Source organism: Micromonospora sp. NBC_01638, assembly GCF_045209745.1.
In the GTDB taxonomy this organism is placed as follows: domain Bacteria; phylum Actinomycetota; class Actinomycetes; order Mycobacteriales; family Micromonosporaceae; genus Micromonospora.
The window spans coordinates 3,239,871-3,257,751 of the sequence record NZ_CP109273.1 but is presented as its reverse complement, the minus strand read 5'-3'; the positions used below and the strand labels follow the sequence as shown (position 1 = coordinate 3,257,751).

Here is a 17,881-nt window from a genome sequence, read left to right as displayed (position 1 = left end):
CTGGGCGGGAACAGGATGGCGGGGCGGAGTGTCGGGTCAGCGCCGGGCGGCACGCCGGAGCCGGTCCGCCAGACTGCGGTCGCGTACCTCGATCCGAGCCTCACCGACGAAGACGTCCATCGTTGCGGAATCGGCGTCACGCAGGTGCACGACGATCGGTTCGTCGGCTCGTCCGGCCGCGCCCGGGGCGTTCTGCGCGGCCGACAGGCCCGGCACGGTGAGTGCGGCGGCGCCGAGGGTGGCGCTGGCCGCGGCGGTCAACGTCTGCCTGCGGGTCAGTCGCGGCCAGGGCCGCTTCCGCTGATCACTGGTCATGGGCAACCTTTCGGCGGCGGCGCGAACGCGCCCGCGGGGACGGACGGGTCCGGTGCCGTCCAACGACGCCGCCGGGCCCCTTGGGGAACACCGGCGGCAGTCCTCGCCGCGACCGCCGCCGGCACCGCGTGGTACGGCCGGCGACGGGGAAAGGTTCGACCTCAGGGCCGAGCGTGACCGTACGCGGTCGTTCGCTTGCGCGCCGGACGTCCGGCCGCCTTCGCGATGGCCCGCAACTGCTCCTCGGTACGCGCCGATCCGTTGTCGGAGCCGGCCATCCGGGAGATGGTCTCCTCCATCAGCGTGCCGCCCAGGTCGTTGCAGCCACCCTGGAGCATCGCCACCGTGCCCTCGTCGCCCAGCTTCACCCAGGAGCACTGGATGTTGTCGATCCGGCCGTGCAACAGCAGCCGGGACATGGCATGCACCACCCGGTTCTCCCGCCAGGTCGGCCCGGGGCGGGCGATGCCGGCCAGATAGATCGGGGCGTTGGTGTGCACGAACGGCAGCGCCACGAACTCGGTGAACCCGCCGGTGCGGTCCTGCACCCCGGCCAGCACCCGGAAGTGCGCCAGCCACTGCCCGGGGTGGTCGACGTGGCCGTACATCATGGTGGAGCTGGACCGGATGCCCAGCTCGTGGGCCGTGCTGACCACGTCGACCCAGGCGGCGGCCGGGAGTTTGCCCTTGGTCAACACCCAGCGCACGTCGTCGTCGAGGATCTCCGCGGCGGTGCCGGGGATAGTGTCCAGCCCTGCCTCGCGCAACTGCGTCAGCCACTCGCGCACCGGTACGCCGGCCTTCGCGGCGGCGGTGACGATCTCCATGGGTGAGAACGCGTGCACGTGCATCTCGGGCACCCGGGCCTTGATCGCGCGCACGATGTCGGCGTACCCGGTGACCGGCATCTTCGGGTCGATGCCGCCCTGGAGACAGACCTCGCTGGCCCCCGCCGCCCACGCCTCCTCGGCCCGGTCGGCGACCTGCCCGACGGAGAGCCGGTACGCGTCGGCGTCCCGCTCGCGCTGCGCGAAGGCACAGAACCGGCAGCCCACGTAGCAGACGTTGCTGAAGTTGATGTTGCGGTTGACCACGTAGGTGACGTCGTCGCCGACCGCGTCCCGTCGCACGTCGTCGGCGAGCCGGCACAGCTCGTCGAGCGCCGGCCCGTCCGCACCGAACAGCGCCAGCGCGGCGTCGGTGTGCCGGGGATCGAGCAGCGCCGCCGGGTCGTCGGCCGCCAGCCGCAGTCCGGCCGCTACGGCACGGTCCGCGCCACTGCCGGTCAACGCCGGGGGTACGTCCGCTCGCCGCGCCGCCGCCTCGGGAGTGACCTTGCCGGCGACCTCGGACCAGTCGCCGTAGACGCTGTCGAAGTCGCCCCGCCGGTCGTCGGTCCGACCGGCGGTGTCGATCGTGGCGTGCAGGTCGATCCGCCCGCCGAACACCTCCTCCGGCTCCTGCCAGGGGCGGCCCTGCGGCATGGCCGACTCGACCGCCATCCCCGTCGTCGCATCGGCCAGGGCGCCGACGTGCGGCAGCAGCCTGGGGTCGAGCCACGGGTCGCCGGCGCGCACATACTCGGGGTAGATGGTCAACCGCTCCCGCAGGGTGAACCCGGCCAACTCGGTGCGCCGGGCCAACTCCTCGATCTGCGGCCAGGGGCGCTCCGGGTTGACGTGGTCCGGGGTGAGCGGGGAGACGCCGCCCCAGTCGTCGATGCCGGCGCGCAGCAGCAGGTCGTACTCGCCGGCGATGAGGTTCGGCGGGGCCTGGATCCGGGCCTTCGGCCCGAGCAGCAGCCGGGCCACCGCCACCGTGGCAGCGAGGTCGTGCAGCTCCGCGTCGGGCATGCCGCGCATCGCCGTGTCCGGCTTGGCGCGGAAGTTCTGCACGATCACCTCCTGGAGGTGGCCGTACTCCCGGTGTGCGCGGCGAATCGCGAAGAGCGCCTCCACCCGCTCGGCCGGGGTCTCCCCGATGCCGATCAGGATGCCGGTGGTGAACGGCACCCCGACCCGGCCGGCGTCGTCAAGCACCCGCAGCCGGACCGCGGGCTCCTTGTCCGGTGAGCCGTAGTGCGGGCCACCAGGCTCGGACCACAGCCGGGTCGCGGTGGTCTCCAACATCATGCCCATGCTCGGCGCGACCGGCTTGAGTCGTTGCAACTCCGACCAGGACAGCACCCCGGGGTTGAGGTGCGGCAGCAGACCGGTCTCCTCCAGCACCGCCACCGCGCAGGCGCGCAGGTAGTCCAGGGTGGAGTCGTAGCCACGCTCGTCCAACCAGCTCCGGGCCGCCGGCCAACGTTCCTCCGGCCGGTCACCCAGGGTGAACAGGGCCTCTTTGCAGCCCTGCGCGGCTCCGGCCCGAGCGATGGCCAGCACCTCGTCGCGGTCGAGGAACGGCGCCGGCAGGCGGTGCGGCACGGTGGCGAACGTGCAGTAGTGGCAGCGGTCCCGGCAGAGCCGGGTCAGCGGGATGAAGACCTTCTTGGAGTACGTGACCACGCCCGGCCGCCCGGCCGCACGCAGCCCGGCGTCCCGGACCCCACCGGCCACCCGGAGCAGCTCATCGAGCGCGTCACCGCGAGCGGACAGCAGCGCGGTCGCCTCGTCGACGTCCAGAGCCCGCCCGGTCACGGCCCGGCCCAGGGCCCGCCGCACGCTCGCGTCGCTCGGGCCGGAGTGGGTGCGATCAACCATCCGCTCAGCCTATGCGCAGCGCGAGCCCGGCCCACCAGTCCCGGCCCGCACCGTGGGAAACGGCACGCGTCCGCACTCTTGATCACTTGATGCTCAGCAGCTCAGCGGACTCGCTGACGACTACTGAGCATCAAGTGATCACAGAACCTGAGCCGTGGCTCGGTCAGCGGGGTTGGTCGGGGTGCTCGCCCGGCTTGATCTGCTGGGTGCGGTCGGTGTCCGGCTCGACGGGGCGGGAGATCGCCTGGGTCGGGTCGGCGGACGTCGGGTCTGCCGACTGGCGCGGAATGGCCTGGGTCGGGTCGGCCGACGGCGGCTGCCCGAACGGCGGCGAGGCGGGCGACGGCGGCGCGGACCGGGGGGCCGGGTTCGCCGGAGGCGCGGACTGCGGCGCAGCCGAGAACGGCGGCGCGGACTGCGGGAACGGCGGCGCGGACTGCGGTGCCTGGAACGGCGGGGAGGGCTGGGCGTACTGGCCGGGGTGCTGCGCCGGCGGATAGCCACCACCGGGCTGGCCGGGGGTCGGCCACCCGCCTGCCGGCTGACCACCGGGCTGCCCCGGAGCCGGCCAACCACCCGGCTGCTGCGGCCAGCCTGGCTGCGGCTGGCCGTAGACGCCCGGCTGGGGCTTGGGCCGCGGCACGTAGTAGTGCGCGCGCCAGACCGTGTAGACCACCCAGGCGGCGACCGCGAAGATCGCCATCCAGGCGAACCGGGCGAGCACACCGAGGAGCGCGTCGAGCACCTCGGCATCGGCCAGGCGGCCGACCGTCCAGATCAGCATGGTCAGCGTGCCGAACAGTGCGCTGACCGCGTACTCACCGAGAGCCACCTGCGTGATCAGCTTCGCCTTCGGCAGCACCGGCGAGATGTGCGTGGCCAGCAGCACGGCCAGCAGCGGGAGGCCCACCGCCTCCACCCCGATGAACGCGAAGAAGGCACTGCCCGCCCGGCCGGTGAAGGAGCTGTAGTCGTTCGGGGCGATCAACCGCAGCAGGCCCACGAAGAGGAACACGGCGTTGGCGCCGAGCAGCGCGAGCGCAGTGAGCTCGCGTAGTGGCTTGGTCAGCTGACGGGCCTGCGCCGCGTCGGAGGACGCAGGCTCGGCGGGGCTGGTCACGAGCTCCCCCTCGGGGCATGAACGGACAGGGCGCACGTGAGCCTAGTCTGCTTCCTTGTCATCGCTCATTGCTGAGCGCTTCGGATGATTCGCTCTCCGCCCGGCGGGCCGGGCTGGAGTCCGGGAGCGGCAGTCTGCTCCGATGGCGATCGGCCCGCGCCTGCACGAGCTGCTTCACCACGAAGTGCGGGGTGTGCAGGGTGATGTCGGGATCACCATGTCGTCGCAGGACGTTGATCGCGGCGTTCACGTCGGCCTGCCACACCACCCTGCACGAGGTGCAGTGAAGCCGGTCCCCGGCGCGGCGGCCGAGGCAGCCGCAGCGGTGACAGACTTGTGAGGTGTAGGCGGCGTTGACGTGCACGAGCGCAGAACCTCTGCGCTCCGACACATTCTTCAGCGCCTGCGCGGTGACTCCCTTGGTCCACGCGGCGAGACGCCGATTGGTGTTCCTGTCGAGCGGTTTGCGCCCGGCGAGCGTCTTGGTGAGGTCTTCGGCCACCACGACGGCAGCCTTGTCCACCACCTGATGCACGGCGGTAAAGATCTCCGTGCGCACCCGCGCCTGGTGACGGCCGGCCTGCCGGTCACGCTTGATCGCGCCCAGGTTGTTGCGGGCAATCCGATCAGCTTTGGCGTGGTTGCCACGCTGGGCGGCGGTGTTGGCGACTGACCGCAATCTCGCACGGCGGCGGTTCCGTTCCTTGAGGCGGTCGGACTCTGTGGTCAACAACTGACCGAGACCTGCGCCGTGGTAGTTGCCGTCGGAGTCGGTCAGCGCCTCCGTGTAGCCCTTGTCCACGCCGATCGTCGCCTCACCACCCGGTTGGCGAACTCCCCGATCCGGTAAACGCTGCTCATTACGCCCACTTGTAGCCATTTTCGGTCAAGAAATCAAGCCTAGAATCACTGCTCCGGGGCCACCGGCGGACCGGAGGCGTCACGTGCGCGAGGATGGTCGACATGCGCATTGTGGTTCTGGCCGGCGGCATCGGCGGCGCCCGGTTCCTGCTCGGCGTCCGGGCGTACGCCCGCGACGTCGGCGCGGAGGTGACCGCCGTGGTGAACGTCGGCGACGACCTGTGGCTGCACGGGTTGAAGATCTGCCCCGACCTGGACAGCGTCATGTACACGCTCGGCGGCGGCGCCGACCCGGAGCGGGGCTGGGGTCGAGTCGGCGAGAGCTGGACGGTCAAGGAGGAGCTGGCCGCGTACGGGGCGCAGCCGACCTGGTTCGGCCTCGGTGACAAGGACATCGCCACTCACCTGGTGCGGAGCACCATGCTCAACGGTGGTTACCCGTTGAGCGCGGTCACCGAAGCGCTGGCCGCTCGCTGGGAGCCGGGCGTACGTCTTGTGCCGGCCACCGACGACCGGCTGGAAACACACGCTGTGGTGGAGGACGACCAGGGTCAGCGGGCGATCCACTTCCAGGAGTGGTGGGTGCGGTACCGGGCCGACATCCTCACCCACCGCTTCGTCTTCGTCGGCGCGGAGACGGCGAAGCCGGCACCCGGTGTGCTGGACGCGATCGGTTCAGCTGACCTGGTGCTTGTCGCACCCAGCAACCCGGTGGTGAGCGTCGCGCCGGTGCTGGCCGTACCTGGGCTGCGCGAGGCGGTGACCGACGGCCCGGCGCCGGTGGTGGGCGTCTCACCGATCATCGGCGGCGCACCCGTGCGGGGAATGGCCGACCGCTGCCTCGCCGTGCTCGGTGCCGAGTGCAGCGCCGCCGGGGTGGGCCGCCTCTACGGTGGCCGGACGGACGGCGGTCTTCTGGACGGCTGGCTGGTGGCCGTGGAGGACGCCGGCACGGTGGTGCCGGGGGTGACGGTCCGCGCGGTGCCGCTGCGGATGACCGACGAGGCGGCGACAGCGGCCATGGTCCGCGCCGCGGTGGAGTTGACGTGAGGCTGGAGATCCTGCCGGTGCTGGGCATCGGCCACGTGACCGAGGGTGACGACCTGGCGGCGGTGATCGCGACCGCCGCGCCGTGGCTGCGCAACGGTGACGTCCTGGTGGTGACCAGCAAGATTGTCTCCAAAGCGGAGGGGAGGCTGGTCGATGTCCCGGCGGACGGACCTGAGCGACTGGTCGCACGGGACGAGGTCCTGGCCGAGGAGACCGCCCGGGTGGTCGCCAGCCGAGGGGCGACCCGGATCGTGCAGACCCATCACGGCTTCGTGATGGCCGCCGCGGGGATCGACGCGTCGAACGTGGACAAGACTCAGCTGGTGCTGCTGCCGGTCGACCCGGACGCCTCGGCACGGGCGCTGCGCGACGCGCTGAGCGAGCACTACGGCCTGGACGTCGCCGTGATCATCAGCGACACCATGGGCCGGCCCTGGCGCAACGGGCTCACCGACGTGGCGCTGGGCGTGGCCGGCATGCCAGCCATCCGTGACCACCGGGGCGAGGTCGATCCGTACGGCAACGAGTTGCAGTTGACCCAGATGGCGGTGGTGGACGAGCTGGCGGGTGCCGGCGAGCTGATCAAGGGCAAGTGCGATCAGGTCCCCGTCGCGGTGGTGCGGGGCTACCTCTCCGCCACCAGGCCGGACGACGCCGGTGGCGCGCGGGCGCTGATCCGCGACGCCGCACAGGACCTCTTCTCGCTCGGTACCGCCGAGGCCCGCGCCGCCGGGCTGTCCGACGCCGCCACCCTGGCCGACGGTCCCGGCCCGACGCCCGCCGACCTGACCGCGGTGCGACGGGCGATCGACGCGGTCGCCGGGGTGGTCGCCCCCGGCACGGTCTTCACCCTGGTCGACGAAACGGAGGTACGCGTCGGCCTGGTCGCCGAGATGCCCGGGTGGCCGGACGGCGCCACCCTGGTGCTCGGCTTCGCCCCGACGCCAGTCGAGCCGATCGGACTGGTCCGTTTCGGCGCCGACCTGCACCGACTGCGCGTCGCCCTGGCCGCCGAGGGTGTCGGGTCGACCCTGTTGCCACCACCGCCGGGCAGCCCGGCGAGCGCCGCGCTCGCCCTGTGACAGGTGGCCGGGTCACGCGTCCAGCATGGCCCGGCCGAGCGGAGTCAACGTGTGCAGCACGCTGTTGCGCTCCCGGTGGCTGACCAGCAGGCCGGCGTTGCGCAGCACGGTGGCGTGCTGGCTCGCCGCCGCCGGCGAGATGTTGAGCTGGCGGGCGACCTCACCGGTGGTGCAGCCCTCGTCGCTGGCCTGCAACACCGCCGCCCTGGTGCGGCCGAGCAGCGCCGCAAGGGAGTCGCGGGCAGCACCTGACGGGACCGCTGCGCTGCCGTCGATCGACGCCAGCCCGCCCAGCCGGTCCACCGGGTAGACCAGCACCGGTGGCAACGCCGGATCGAGCAGGGCGACCGGGGTGTTCGCGCAGAAGTACGACGGCACCAGCAGCAACCCCCGGCCGTCCAGGTGCAGCTCCCGGTTGTGCGGGTAGTGGCGGACCTCGAGCACGCCGCCCTCCCAGCGCATCGCCGGCCGGAGGCTGGTGAGCAGGCCCTCGACACCGCCGTCGAGCAGCGCCCGGGCCCGGCGAGCCCGGTCCGCCCCCACCGCGGCCTGGATCCTGCTCCAGTACGGGCTGATCGCCAGCGACCGGTACTGCTCCATCGACTCGGCGAGGTGGTGCAGCACCGCCACCTCGCCCCGGGCCAGCGCGGCGGCCGAGGAGGGCAGCTGATTTTCGGTCGCCAGCACGGTCAGGTCCCGGCGCAGCAACTCGGTGGGGGTACGGCGGAGCGCGTCCAGCCCGGCCTCGAAGCCGTCGACGCTGGCGTACGGGGTCAGGAAGTCGGGGAAGTAGCCGCGCGGCGGGTTCAGCGCGAAGAGCAACCGGAGTTGCTCGGAGGCGACGTTCTGACGCAACTCACGGGACACGGTGCGCCGCCAGTTCGCGGTCAGTGGATCGCGGTTGCCGCCCTGCAGCGCGTGCAGGCTGAGGACCAACTCCCAGACCGGGTTCGCCGCCGGCGCCACCCGGGTCCGGAGGATGTCCTCCCCAGAAAAGTGGATCTTCAGCATGGAGCGCTCCCGTGTCGCCGGCAGGGGGATGCCGAAAGACCGTTCGACTCTACCTGGCCGGCACTAATCTCCATCTTTAAGCCTGGACTGAAAAACCTCGACGTCGCCGGGGTCGGTTCGGCATGCTTCCAGTGGCCCGAACGCGGTGCCGGCGCGTCCTTGACGCCCCGGCCCGAGGGCACCGGGACCGGGGAGGCCCCGGTGATCGGACGGCACCACGAGGGTCTGCGGCCCTTGCTCCGCAGAGGTGCCGTCCGGTCACCCCGCCCGGCTCAGCCGCCCCAGAGCGCGACCCGTTGGTCCTCGTCCGTGACGCAGAACGGTCGTCCGTCCAACTCGGCCAGCCCCCCGACGTCGTGGAACAGGGCCAGGCAACGCCCCACCGCAGCACCGTCCAGAAGCCCCGCCGGGCGCCGTACGCGCGCAGCAGCGCCTCCGACCGCACCGGCAGCAGATCGCTGGCCGCGTTGCCGGCCACCACGAATTCGACGAGCCACCGAGCCAGCGTACGGAGCACACGCTCGTACAGTGACGGGGTGCCTGACACCGCGATCACCGGACCGACCGCCCACACGACCGACCCCGAGGCGTACGCGGCGCTGCACGCCGACACGACGGCGCTGCTTGAGGGCTGGCAGCCCACCAGCCCCGACGCAGCCGTCGCGCGGGACCGGACCCTCCGCCTGCTCGACACCGGCCCGGTCACGATGAGCCGGCAGCACCGCCCGGGGCACCTCACCGCGAGCGCGCTGGTGCTGGACGCCACCGGGGCGCGGATGCTGCTCTGCCTGCACGGCAAGTTCGGGCGCTGGGTGCAGCTCGGCGGGCACTGCGAACCGACCGATCAGACCCTGGTGGCCGCCGCGCTCCGCGAGGCCACCGAGGAGTCCGGGATCGCCGGCCTGCGCATCGACCCGGTGCCGATCGACGTGGACATACACCCGGTGCAGTGTCAGGGCGGCTCCCTGCACCACGACATCCGGTTCGCCGTGCTCGCCCCGCCCGGAGCGGTGGAGCAGGTCAGCGACGAGGCCGAGGAGTTGGGCTGGTTCCTGCCGGACCAACTGCCCGAGCCGCTGGCCGGCGGGACCGTGCAACTTGTCGCGCCGGCCCTCGCAGCCCTCAGACGTAGCCCTCTTCGCCCCGCCGTTTGAGCTCGTCGACCAGGGTCTTGACGTCCTGGGCCCGGTCGCGCGGGCAGACCAGCACCGCGTCCGGGGTGTCCACCACGATCAGGTCACGCAACCCGAGGACGGCCACCAACCGACCGGACTGCGGCACCACCACCAGATTGGTGCTGTCCTGGAGCAGCACACCCGGCTTGGCGTCGGTGCCGAGCACCACGTTGCCCGCGTCGTCGGCCGGCAGCACGTCGCCCAGAGTATGGAAGTCACCGACATCGTTCCAGCCGAAGTCGCCCGGCACGGTCGCCACACGACCCGCAGTGGCCGCGCCCTCCATCACCGCGTAGTCGACGGAGATCTTCGGCAGGGTCGGCCAGATCGCGCCGAGGATCTCGTCCTGCTCGGGAGTGCCCCAGGCGGCGGCGATCGAGGCGACGCCGGCGTGCAGCGCCGGTTGCTGGCGGGCCAACTCGGCGAGGAAGACGTCCACCCGCCAGACGAACATGCTCGCGTTCCACAGGTGCCGGCCCGAACGCACGTACGCCTCGGCGACCTCGGCGCCCGGCTTCTCCTTGAACTCGGCCACCGGCCGCCACGGCGAAACCTCGGTCTCCTCGCCGGTCTCCAGGTAGCCGTAGCCGGTCTCGGCCCGGGTCGGGGTGATCCCGACGGTCATCAACATGCCCTGCTCGGCCCCGCGGACCGCCTCCTGGACCGTGCGGACCCAGCTCTCCGGGTCGCGGATCAGGTGATCGGCCGCGAAGCTGCCCATCACCGCGTCCGGGTCCCGCACCGCGATCACCGCGGCGGCCAACGCGATCGCCGCGCAGGAATCCCGGGGGGAGGGCTCGACCAGGATGTTCTCCTCCGGCAGACCGGTCAGCTGCCGAGCCACCGCCGCGACGTGCGCGGCACCGGTGACCACAAGGGTCCGATCCGGTGTGGTCAGCGGCGCGAGCCGTTCCACGGTCGCCTGGAGCAGCGAGGCACTGGTGCCGGTCAGCGGGTGCAGGAACTTGGGATGGCCGGCGCGGGACAACGGCCACAACCTTGTGCCGCTGCCACCTGCCGGAATGACCGCATAGAGCATCCGCACATCATGCCCGACGAACCTGCCCCGAGTGGCAAGGGTCACCACAGCGACCGGGAGGGTCACGAACTGGCGCGACTCCAGGCGGCGATGTGCACCTCGGCGCTGGACTCCCAGGTGAACTCCTTGGCCCGGTCGAACCCAGCCTTCGCCAGCGACAGCCGCCGCTGCTCGTCGTCGAGCAGGGCAGCCAGGTCGATGCCGATCTGCTCCGGGTCCTCGGAGGTGTAGGCGACCGCGTCGCCGCCCACCTCAGGCAGCGAGAGCCGGGGCGTGGTCAGCACCGGGGCGGCGCACGCCATCGCCTCCAGGATCGGCAGCCCGAACCCCTCGCCGTAGGACGGATAGGCGGCGACAAGTGCGCCACCGAGGAAACCAGGCAGGTCGGCGTAGCGCAGGTAGCCGGGGCGCAGCAGACGCAGGTGCGACGGGACTTCGGCCACCGCCCGGTCGATGTCGTCGTCGTGCCCCTGCCCGCCGGCGATCACCAGAGCCGGCGGGTCAACCCGGTCGGCCACCGCGCGTGCCCAACCACGGATCAGGTTGGGCACGTTCTTACGCGGCTCCTTGGCACCGAGGAAGGCGACGTAGCTGCTGTTGCCCAACCCCAGCCGGGCTCGTACGCGGGCCTTCTCCTCCTCAGTGGGGGCGTGGAAGGCAGCCTGGTCGACACCGTGGTAGGCCACGTCGATCCGCGTCGGGTCGGCGTCGAGCAGCCGGATCAGCTCATCCCGGGTGGCCTTGCTGGGCACGATCACCCGGTTGGCGCGGCGCAGCGAGGTCTTGATGGCGCTGCGAAAGAACGTGCGGCGGGACTTGTCGTAGTGCTCCGGCTCGGTGAAGAACGTCGCGTCGTGCACGGTGACCGTGACCGGGCACCCGGCCCGCAGCGGGCAGGTGTAGAAGGGCGAGTGCAGCACATGTGCGCCCACCTGCTGGGCGAGCAGCGGCAGGCCGGTCTGCTCCCACGCGAGCCGGGCCGGGCGGTGCGCCACGGCGGCCGGGGCGGGAATGATCTCCGCGCCGGGCAGCATCCGGGTGTAACGCTCCAGGTCGGTGCGGAGGCTGACCACCGCCAAGTCCACCCCCGACCCGCACACCTTGCCGAGGGCACCGAGCAGACCGTCGACGTATCGACCGACGCCACCACGGTCGGCGGGGACACTCGTGGCGTCGATGAGCACGCGGGGCGGGCGACCGGCGGTCACGGGGCGACTCCTTGCACAAGGTCTGTGGGAAAAAACACTCCGGGGTCAAGCCTACGCCGGGGCGCGGGGCCGACGCTGACTGCGACCCGACGGTACGCCGACTTGTCATCGTCATTGAGTACGGCCCGCAGGGGCGTATCGTTCGCGCCGATGGCCGACAACATTGCCCGCGTATTCGCCGATGCGATCGCGACCGACCCGACCCGACCGTTGCTCACCTGGTACGACGATGCCAGTGGCGACCGCACCGAGCTTTCCGGCGCCACATTGGCGAACTGGGTGGCGAAGACCGCCAACCTTCTCGTCGACGAGGTCGGGCTTGCCCCGGGCACCCCGGCCGGCGTGCTGCTGCCACCACACTGGCAGACCGCTGCGGTGCTGCTGGGCTGCTGGTCGGCCAAGCTGAGCGTCACCGAGACTCCGGGCGACGTGGATGTGCTCTTCGCCGCCGTCGACCGGCTGGACGAGGCGCAGTCCTGGCCGGCCGACGAGCGGTACGCCCTGGGGTTGGCCCCGCTCGCCGCCCCGTTACGGCAGGTGCCACCCGGGTTCGCCGACTACGTGGTCGAGGTACGCCGGCACGGCGACCATTTCACCCCGCAACCCGGGCCGGGCCCCACCGACGAGCGCCTGCTGGCCCGCGCCGAGGCCCGTGCCGCTGAGCTGGGCATCCGTCCCGGCGCCCGGGTCCTCATCGACGCCGCCCGGCACCCCGACCCGGTCGACTGGCTCCTGGCCCCCCTGACCCAGGCCGCCACCGTGGTCCTCTGCGCCAACCTCGACCCAGCCCGCCTGACCACCCGCCTAACCACGGAAAAGGCCACCCACACCCTCCAGTGACCCCCGCCCGCCCCCCTACCCCGCGCCCCTGCCCCGCGCCCCCGCCCCCTGCTCTCGTCGATCTAGGGCATATCGCTGTGATCAGAGATCATCCGACGACGATATGCCCTAGATCGACGGGGCGGCGGGGGCGGCGGGCGGCGGGGCGGGGGCGGCGGGGCGGGGCGGGGCGGGGCGGCGAGTTAGGCGGGAGTGTTGTTGGTGGCTCGGCGCTGGGCGAGGGTGGCGAAGGCCGTCAGGGATTCAGGGTTGGCCAGGGCACCCTTGGCTGCGGCCTGGTCGACCGGGGTGCCCGTGAGGATCTTCTTGACCGGCACCTCCAGCTTCTTCGCCGACAGGGTGCGGGGCACCGAGCGCACCTGGTGGATCTCGTCGGGCACGTGCCGGGGCGAGAGCGCGGTCCGCAGTTCGCGGCAGATCTTGGCGCGCATCGGGTCGTCCAACTCCAGCCCCTCGGTCAGCACCACGAAGAGCAGCAGCTCACCGGCACCGCCCTCGTCGTCCTCCAGGTGCACGACGACCGAGTCGAGCACCTCGTCCAGCCCCTCGACCACCGAGTAGAACTCGGCAGTACCCAGCCGCACGCCACCACGGTTGAGCGTGGCGTCAGAGCGTCCGGTGATCACGCAGCCGCCCCGCTCGTTGATGGTGATCCAGTCGCCGTGCCGCCAGACACCCGGGTAGACGTCGAAGTACGCCTCGGCGTAGCGGGTGCCGTCCGGGTCGTTCCAGAAGCCCACCGGCATGCTCGGCATCGGCTCGGTGATCACCAGCTCGCCCAGCTCGCCGATGACCGGGGTGCCGTCGGCGGAGCGGGCCTCCACCTTCGCGCCCAGCGCCCGGCAGGCGATCTCACCGGCGTACACCGGCAGCAGCGGCACCCCACCGACGAAACCGGTGCACACATCGGTGCCGCCGGAGAGCGACTGGAGTTGGAGACGGTCACCGACGGTCTCGTACACCCAGTGGTAGCCCTCGGCGGGCAGCGGCGCACCGGTGGAACCCACGCCGCGCAGCGCCGACAGGTCGGCGACGTCGCGGGGCACCAGCCCGGCCTTGCGGCAGGCCAGCAGGAACGGCGCGGAGGTGCCGAAGTATGTCGTGCCGGTCTCCGCCGCAAGCCGCCACAGCTCGCCCAGGTCCGGCTCAGCCGGCCGGCCGGGCTCCGCCCGAACCGCCGGGTTGCCGTCGAAGAGCACGATGGTCGCGCCCACCGCCGGACCGGAGACCAGGAAGTTCCACATCATCCAGCCGGTGGTGGTGAACCAGAAGAACCGGTCGGCCGGGCCCAGGTCGTGGTGCAGGGCGAGCATCTTCAGGTGCTCCAGCAGGATGCCGCCGTGGCCGTGCACGATCGGCTTGGGCAGCCCGGTGGTGCCCGAGGAGTAGAGCACGTACAGCGGGTGGTCGAACGGCACCGGCGTGAACGTCAACGGTTCGTCGGTGGGCGCGGCCAGCTCGGCCCAGCCCAGCGCACCCTCCGGTGCGGCCGTCGGGTCCAGGTACGCGATGCTGACGGTGTGCCGCAGCGACGGCAGCGCGGCCCGGATCGCGGCGACCTCGGCGCGCCGGTCCACCGGCTTGTCGCCGTACCGGTAGCCGTCCACGGCGACCAGCACGGTCGGCTCGATCTGCTGCCACCGGTCGGTGACACTGCGGGTGCCGAACTCGGGCGCGCAGGACGAGAAGGTCGCGCCCAGGCTGGCGGTGGCCAGCAACAGGACGTACGTCTCGCCGATGTTCGGGGCGTACGCCGCCACCCGGTCACCGACGGTGACGCCGAGCCGGCGCAGCCCGGCCGACACGCGGCGGACCTGCTCGCGAAGCTCCCCGGCGGTCAGCGTGACCGGTGGTCGCGTCTGCCCGTGCGCGATCACCACCGGGTCGTCGTCGAGACGCCCCGGCATCCGCAGCACGTTCTCCGCGTAGTTGAGTGTGGCCCCGGGGAACCAGCGAGCACCGGGCATCCCCCGCTCGGCCAGAGTGGCGGTCGGCGGGGTGTGCGCGACGACCTCGAAGTGGTCCCAGATCGAGCGCCAGAACCCGTCCAGATCGGTGGTGGACCAGCGCCACAGCGCGTCGTAGTCGGCGAAGTCGAGCCCGCGGTGCTCCCGCAGCCAGCGCAGATAGCCGCCGATCCGGGACCGCTCACGTACGTCTGCCGGCGGCGCCCACAGCATGTCACCCACTGTCCCACCCTCCCCCTGGCCCGGCACGACACTGTGAATGGGCCGTGGCGCCATCTTGCCCTACCTCGAAGCGCCATTCTGCGCACCGGGTACGCCAACCGACGCGTGCCCGCCCCACACTCCACCCCGCCACCTCATGTGGGTCAGCCGGCGCGGTGGGCCTGGATGGCGCGGCGGCGGGCAAGGCGGTGCGCACGACGGATCTCCGCCTCCCTGTACCGGCGCTCGTCCTCCGCGCTCTCCGGCAGCACCGGGCGGACCACCCGCGGCGCCCCACCCACGTCCACCCCGACGAAGACCAGGTACGCGGTGGCCACCCGGACCGGCGCGTCCTCGGCCGAGTCCCATCGCTCGGCGACCACCCGCACGCCCACCTCCATGGAGGTCTGGCCGGTCCAGTTCACCTGCGCGTGCGCGTGCACGAGGTCGCCGACCCGGACGGCCTCGGAGAAAACGATCTCGTCGATCGCGGCGGTCACCGCCGTTCCGCCGCTGTGTCGGGCAGCAGCGGCACCGGCCACGTCGTCGACGAACTTCATCAGAACCCCGCCGTGCACGGTGCCGTAGAGGTTCACGTCCACAGCGGTCATGATCTTGCTCAGCGTGACGCGTGAGTACGACGTCGGCTTGCCGATCGGAGGGGCGGAGAGGTGCTCAGTCATGACGAAAACGGTACGGTGCGCGGATGCGACATCTCTGGAGCTTCCTCGCCGGGCTGGTGGTGGCGCCCATCACCTGGGTGCTGGTCACACTGGGGCAGGACGGGTCGAGCCGGACGGTCGACCGCTGGGTGGAGACCGGCACGTTCAACACCGCCAACCTGATCGAGCCAGCCGTTTACCTCGGTGTCGGCGGTGTCCTGCTGGGCCTGCTCGGCACGCTGCGCTTCTCGCCGCTGGGCCCGCTGGTGGCTGGGTTGCTGCTGGTCATCCCGTACGTCGGGATGTTCGTGGCGCCCTTCGCGGTGCGGGACGCGATCCCGCACGGGTGGAAGGTGCTCGGCGATCCGCTGCCGCTGCGTCTGCCCGTGGAGAACGGCACGCTCTTCCTGATCGGCCTGCTGCTGCTGATGGCGACCTCCAGCGTGCAGCGTTGGCGGCAGTGGCCGAGCCCGGCGACCGCGCCGGCCACCGCGCCGGCCACCGCGCCGGTCCCCGCGCCTGAGCGGGGCCCCGGCAACGACGACTTCACGCTGACCGACTGGCCGTCCCCCGCACCCGCGGAGCGCGACAACGCGCCCCTCACTCTGGGTTACCCGGACGATTCGACACCGACCGAGCCGCTGCCCCGCCGGGTGGGTGGCGAGTCGCCCTGGTCGGCCCCACCGCGCGGCCAGCCGCGCCCCGAGGACACCACCGAGGCCCGCTGATCGTCGGGGCGGGCCGGGCGACCGGCCCGCCCCCTGTCAGGGCCTGGCTCGACAGGGGGCCTTGACGCAGGTGCTAGTGCGGGGCGACCGCCAGGTCCGGGTCGACCGTGCCGAGGCTGGCGCGGGGAACGACGAGGAGCATGACCGCCAGCGCGGCGGCCATGCCGCCCGCGATGACGATCGCCATCGGTACGCTCCCGGTGCCCAGCAACCCCACCAGGGGTGCGGACACCGCGCCGATGCCGAACTGCACGGCACCGAGCAGGGCCGCGGCGGTGCCAGCGGCCTCGCTGTGCCGGCTCATGGCCAGCGCCGGAGCGTTCGGCATGGCCAGGCCCGCCGCGGCCAGGACCAGCCACAGTGACGCCAGCAGGGCGCCCAGGCCACCGAAACCGGTCGCGGCGAACATGACCAGCAGGAGCCCGGCCGCCGTTCCGGCGATCAGGGCACTGACCAGGATCTGTTGCGGGGTGTAGCGGCGTAGCAGCCGGACGTTGAACTGGGTGGCCGCGATCAGGCCGATCGAGCCCGCACCGAAGGCCAGCCCGAACTCCTGCTCGTTGAGGCCGTACTGGTCCTGCAGCACGAAGGACGACCCCGAGACGTACGCGAACAGGGCGGCCATGGCCAGCCCGGCGACCAACACCAGACCGATGAAGGTCCGGTCGTTGAACAACCGCCGGTAGTCGCGCAAGGTCGCCCTCACCCCGCCCTGCCGGCGGCGAGCCACCGGCAGGGTCTCCGGCAACCGGAACGCGGCCACGACGATCAGCAGCGCGCCCAGCACCGCCAGCGCCGCGAAGACGCCCCGCCACTCGGTCCAGCGCAGCACGCCGCTGCCCAGGGTCGGCGCGAGGATGGGCGCCAGGCCCATGACGAGCATCAGGCGGGAGAAGATCCGGGCGAAGGAGGCACCGCTGAACAGGTCTCGGACGACGGCTGTCGCGACCACAGTGGCGGCCGCGACGCCGAGCCCCTGCAGGACGCGCAGCGCGCCGAGCACCTCGATGTTGGGCGCGAATACGCAGAGCACGGATGCCACGATGTGCGCGGCCAGTCCGGCCAGCAGCGGCAGACGCCGCCCGACCACGTCGGAGAGCGGCCCGATCAGCAGCTGACCCAACGCGAGGCCGACCAGCGTGCCGGTCAGCGTCAACTGCACCGCGGTCTCGGTGGTCTGGAGACCCGCCGTGATGGCGGGCAGCGCGGGCAGGTACATGTCGATGGTCAACGGCCCGATCGCGATCATCGCGCCCAGAACGAGGACGAGTTGAAACCGCTGACGGTTGGTCATCAGGTCACCGGGCAACGATTCCTCGGTCGTACTCGGGTCTCCCCCACGGGTGCCGGGTCCGGTCTTGTCGACCAACTGCTTCATCATCTCGATCTCTCTGCGGAAGCTGGTGCGTCGTCACGCGCGGTGTTGGGCGTCATCGCACCCACGAATGCGGCGGGCACGGTGTGCGGTGCCCGACATTGGACAGCGAGAAAGTGACGAGGTAGGGGTCGTGGCGGGGATAGCCGGATGAGGCGAGCATCCCGATGGATTCTCTCGCTCGCCAACGTTCAGGAGGCGTACGACGTTCCCGGTGTGTGGGGAGTCACGCCGCCCCGGTCCCGACACGAAATCCCCTCTGGCATGACAGGCATCACGGTGAAAACAAAACCGGGGCAGCGGTACGCGTCGTCCTGCCGGTCGTGAGACGAAGTCTGGACGAGCTCGACGAGGGTGAATTGCTTCGTCGCGTCGTCGGCGCTGCGCCAGTGACGGCGCCGACCAGGCGGACGACCTCAGAGTGCGCGACCGGCCGCCACCGAGCCTCCCACCGCCAGGGCGGCACGGACCGTGCGCAGCAGGGCACCCCGGGAGGTCATCGGAAAGAAGCATCCCGGACGTCAAGAAGTAGCGCCCCCGCA

15 protein-coding genes are annotated in these 17,881 nt (G+C 71.8%); 5 read left to right on the top strand and 10 right to left on the bottom strand.

Annotation, left to right across the window (positions count from 1 at the left end; translation table 11 throughout):
* Positions 1–36: 36 nt before the first annotated feature.
* The 4 genes from OG811_RS15475 to OG811_RS15460 form a co-directional block, all read right to left on the bottom strand.
* Positions 37–315 (bottom strand): hypothetical protein, encoded by a 279-nt coding sequence (locus OG811_RS15475; protein WP_406075127.1) that lies wholly within the window; start codon positions 313–315, stop codon positions 37–39.
* Between the two features lie 161 nt (positions 316–476).
* The gene (locus OG811_RS15470) at positions 477–3,020 is read right to left on the bottom strand and encodes a bifunctional FO biosynthesis protein CofGH (RefSeq protein ID WP_406075125.1); all 2,544 of its coding nucleotides are present in this window, start codon (positions 3,018–3,020) and stop codon (positions 477–479) included.
* A gap of 163 nt (positions 3,021–3,183) precedes the next feature.
* Complete coding sequence (locus tag OG811_RS15465; RefSeq protein WP_406075123.1) at positions 3,184–4,140, bottom strand: hypothetical protein; 957 nt, start codon at positions 4,138–4,140, stop codon at positions 3,184–3,186.
* Between the two features lie 58 nt (positions 4,141–4,198).
* The gene (locus OG811_RS15460) at positions 4,199–5,020 is read right to left on the bottom strand and encodes an RNA-guided endonuclease TnpB family protein (protein WP_406075122.1); all 822 of its coding nucleotides are present in this window, start codon (positions 5,018–5,020) and stop codon (positions 4,199–4,201) included.
* Between the two features lie 83 nt (positions 5,021–5,103).
* Between OG811_RS15460 and cofD the strand changes: the two genes are divergently transcribed.
* Together cofD and OG811_RS15450 are read left to right on the top strand one after the other, a co-directional pair.
* Complete coding sequence (gene cofD, locus OG811_RS15455) at positions 5,104–6,051, top strand: 2-phospho-L-lactate transferase (protein ID WP_406075120.1); 948 nt, start codon at positions 5,104–5,106, stop codon at positions 6,049–6,051.
* Positions 6,048–7,133, top strand: a complete 1,086-nt coding sequence (locus OG811_RS15450; RefSeq protein WP_406075118.1) for a coenzyme F420-0:L-glutamate ligase — start codon at positions 6,048–6,050, stop codon at positions 7,131–7,133. Before cofD ends, OG811_RS15450 begins: the two co-directional genes overlap by 4 nt.
* A 12-nt stretch (positions 7,134–7,145) precedes the next feature.
* On the opposite strand, the gene OG811_RS15445 is transcribed toward OG811_RS15450, so the two are convergent.
* Positions 7,146–8,144, bottom strand: a complete 999-nt coding sequence (locus tag OG811_RS15445; RefSeq protein WP_406075117.1) for an ArsR/SmtB family transcription factor — start codon at positions 8,142–8,144, stop codon at positions 7,146–7,148.
* 536 nt (positions 8,145–8,680) lie between these two features.
* Between OG811_RS15445 and OG811_RS15440 the strand changes: the two genes are divergently transcribed.
* Positions 8,681–9,298: an NUDIX hydrolase gene (locus OG811_RS15440; protein ID WP_406075116.1), complete on the top strand. Its 618-nt coding sequence runs from the start codon at positions 8,681–8,683 to the stop codon at positions 9,296–9,298.
* Here the strand turns inward: OG811_RS15440 and OG811_RS15435 are convergent.
* Together OG811_RS15435 and OG811_RS15430 are read right to left on the bottom strand one after the other, a co-directional pair.
* On the bottom strand, positions 9,267–10,358 hold the full coding sequence (locus tag OG811_RS15435; protein ID WP_406075115.1) for a mannose-1-phosphate guanylyltransferase: 1,092 nt from the start codon (positions 10,356–10,358) through the stop codon (positions 9,267–9,269). The genes OG811_RS15440 and OG811_RS15435 overlap by 32 nt on opposite strands.
* Positions 10,359–10,420: 62 nt before the next feature.
* Positions 10,421–11,566: a glycosyltransferase family 4 protein gene (locus tag OG811_RS15430; RefSeq protein WP_406075114.1), complete on the bottom strand. Its 1,146-nt coding sequence runs from the start codon at positions 11,564–11,566 to the stop codon at positions 10,421–10,423.
* A gap of 150 nt (positions 11,567–11,716) precedes the next feature.
* Between OG811_RS15430 and OG811_RS15425 the strand changes: the two genes are divergently transcribed.
* Positions 11,717–12,406, top strand: a complete 690-nt coding sequence (locus OG811_RS15425; protein WP_406075112.1) for a TIGR03089 family protein — start codon at positions 11,717–11,719, stop codon at positions 12,404–12,406.
* A 182-nt stretch (positions 12,407–12,588) separates the two neighbouring features.
* On the opposite strand, the gene OG811_RS15420 is transcribed toward OG811_RS15425, so the two are convergent.
* Together OG811_RS15420 and OG811_RS15415 are read right to left on the bottom strand one after the other, a co-directional pair.
* A complete protein-coding gene (locus tag OG811_RS15420; RefSeq protein WP_406075110.1) occupies positions 12,589–14,595 on the bottom strand; it encodes an acetoacetate--CoA ligase in 2,007 nt (668 codons plus the stop codon).
* Positions 14,596–14,738: 143 nt separating this feature from the next.
* Complete coding sequence (locus OG811_RS15415; protein ID WP_406075109.1) at positions 14,739–15,257, bottom strand: acyl-CoA thioesterase; 519 nt, start codon at positions 15,255–15,257, stop codon at positions 14,739–14,741.
* Between the two features lie 23 nt (positions 15,258–15,280).
* On the opposite strand from OG811_RS15415, the gene OG811_RS15410 reads away from it, so the two are divergent.
* Entirely contained in the window at positions 15,281–15,964 is a 684-nt protein-coding gene (locus OG811_RS15410; RefSeq protein ID WP_406075107.1) for a hypothetical protein, read from the top strand.
* Positions 15,965–16,037: 73 nt separating this feature from the next.
* Here OG811_RS15410 and OG811_RS15405 read toward each other — a convergent pair whose 3' ends face one another.
* Positions 16,038–17,258, bottom strand: coding sequence for a multidrug effflux MFS transporter (locus tag OG811_RS15405; protein ID WP_406075751.1), 1,221 nt, complete (start codon positions 17,256–17,258; stop codon positions 16,038–16,040).
* Positions 17,259–17,881: the final 623 nt, after the last annotated feature.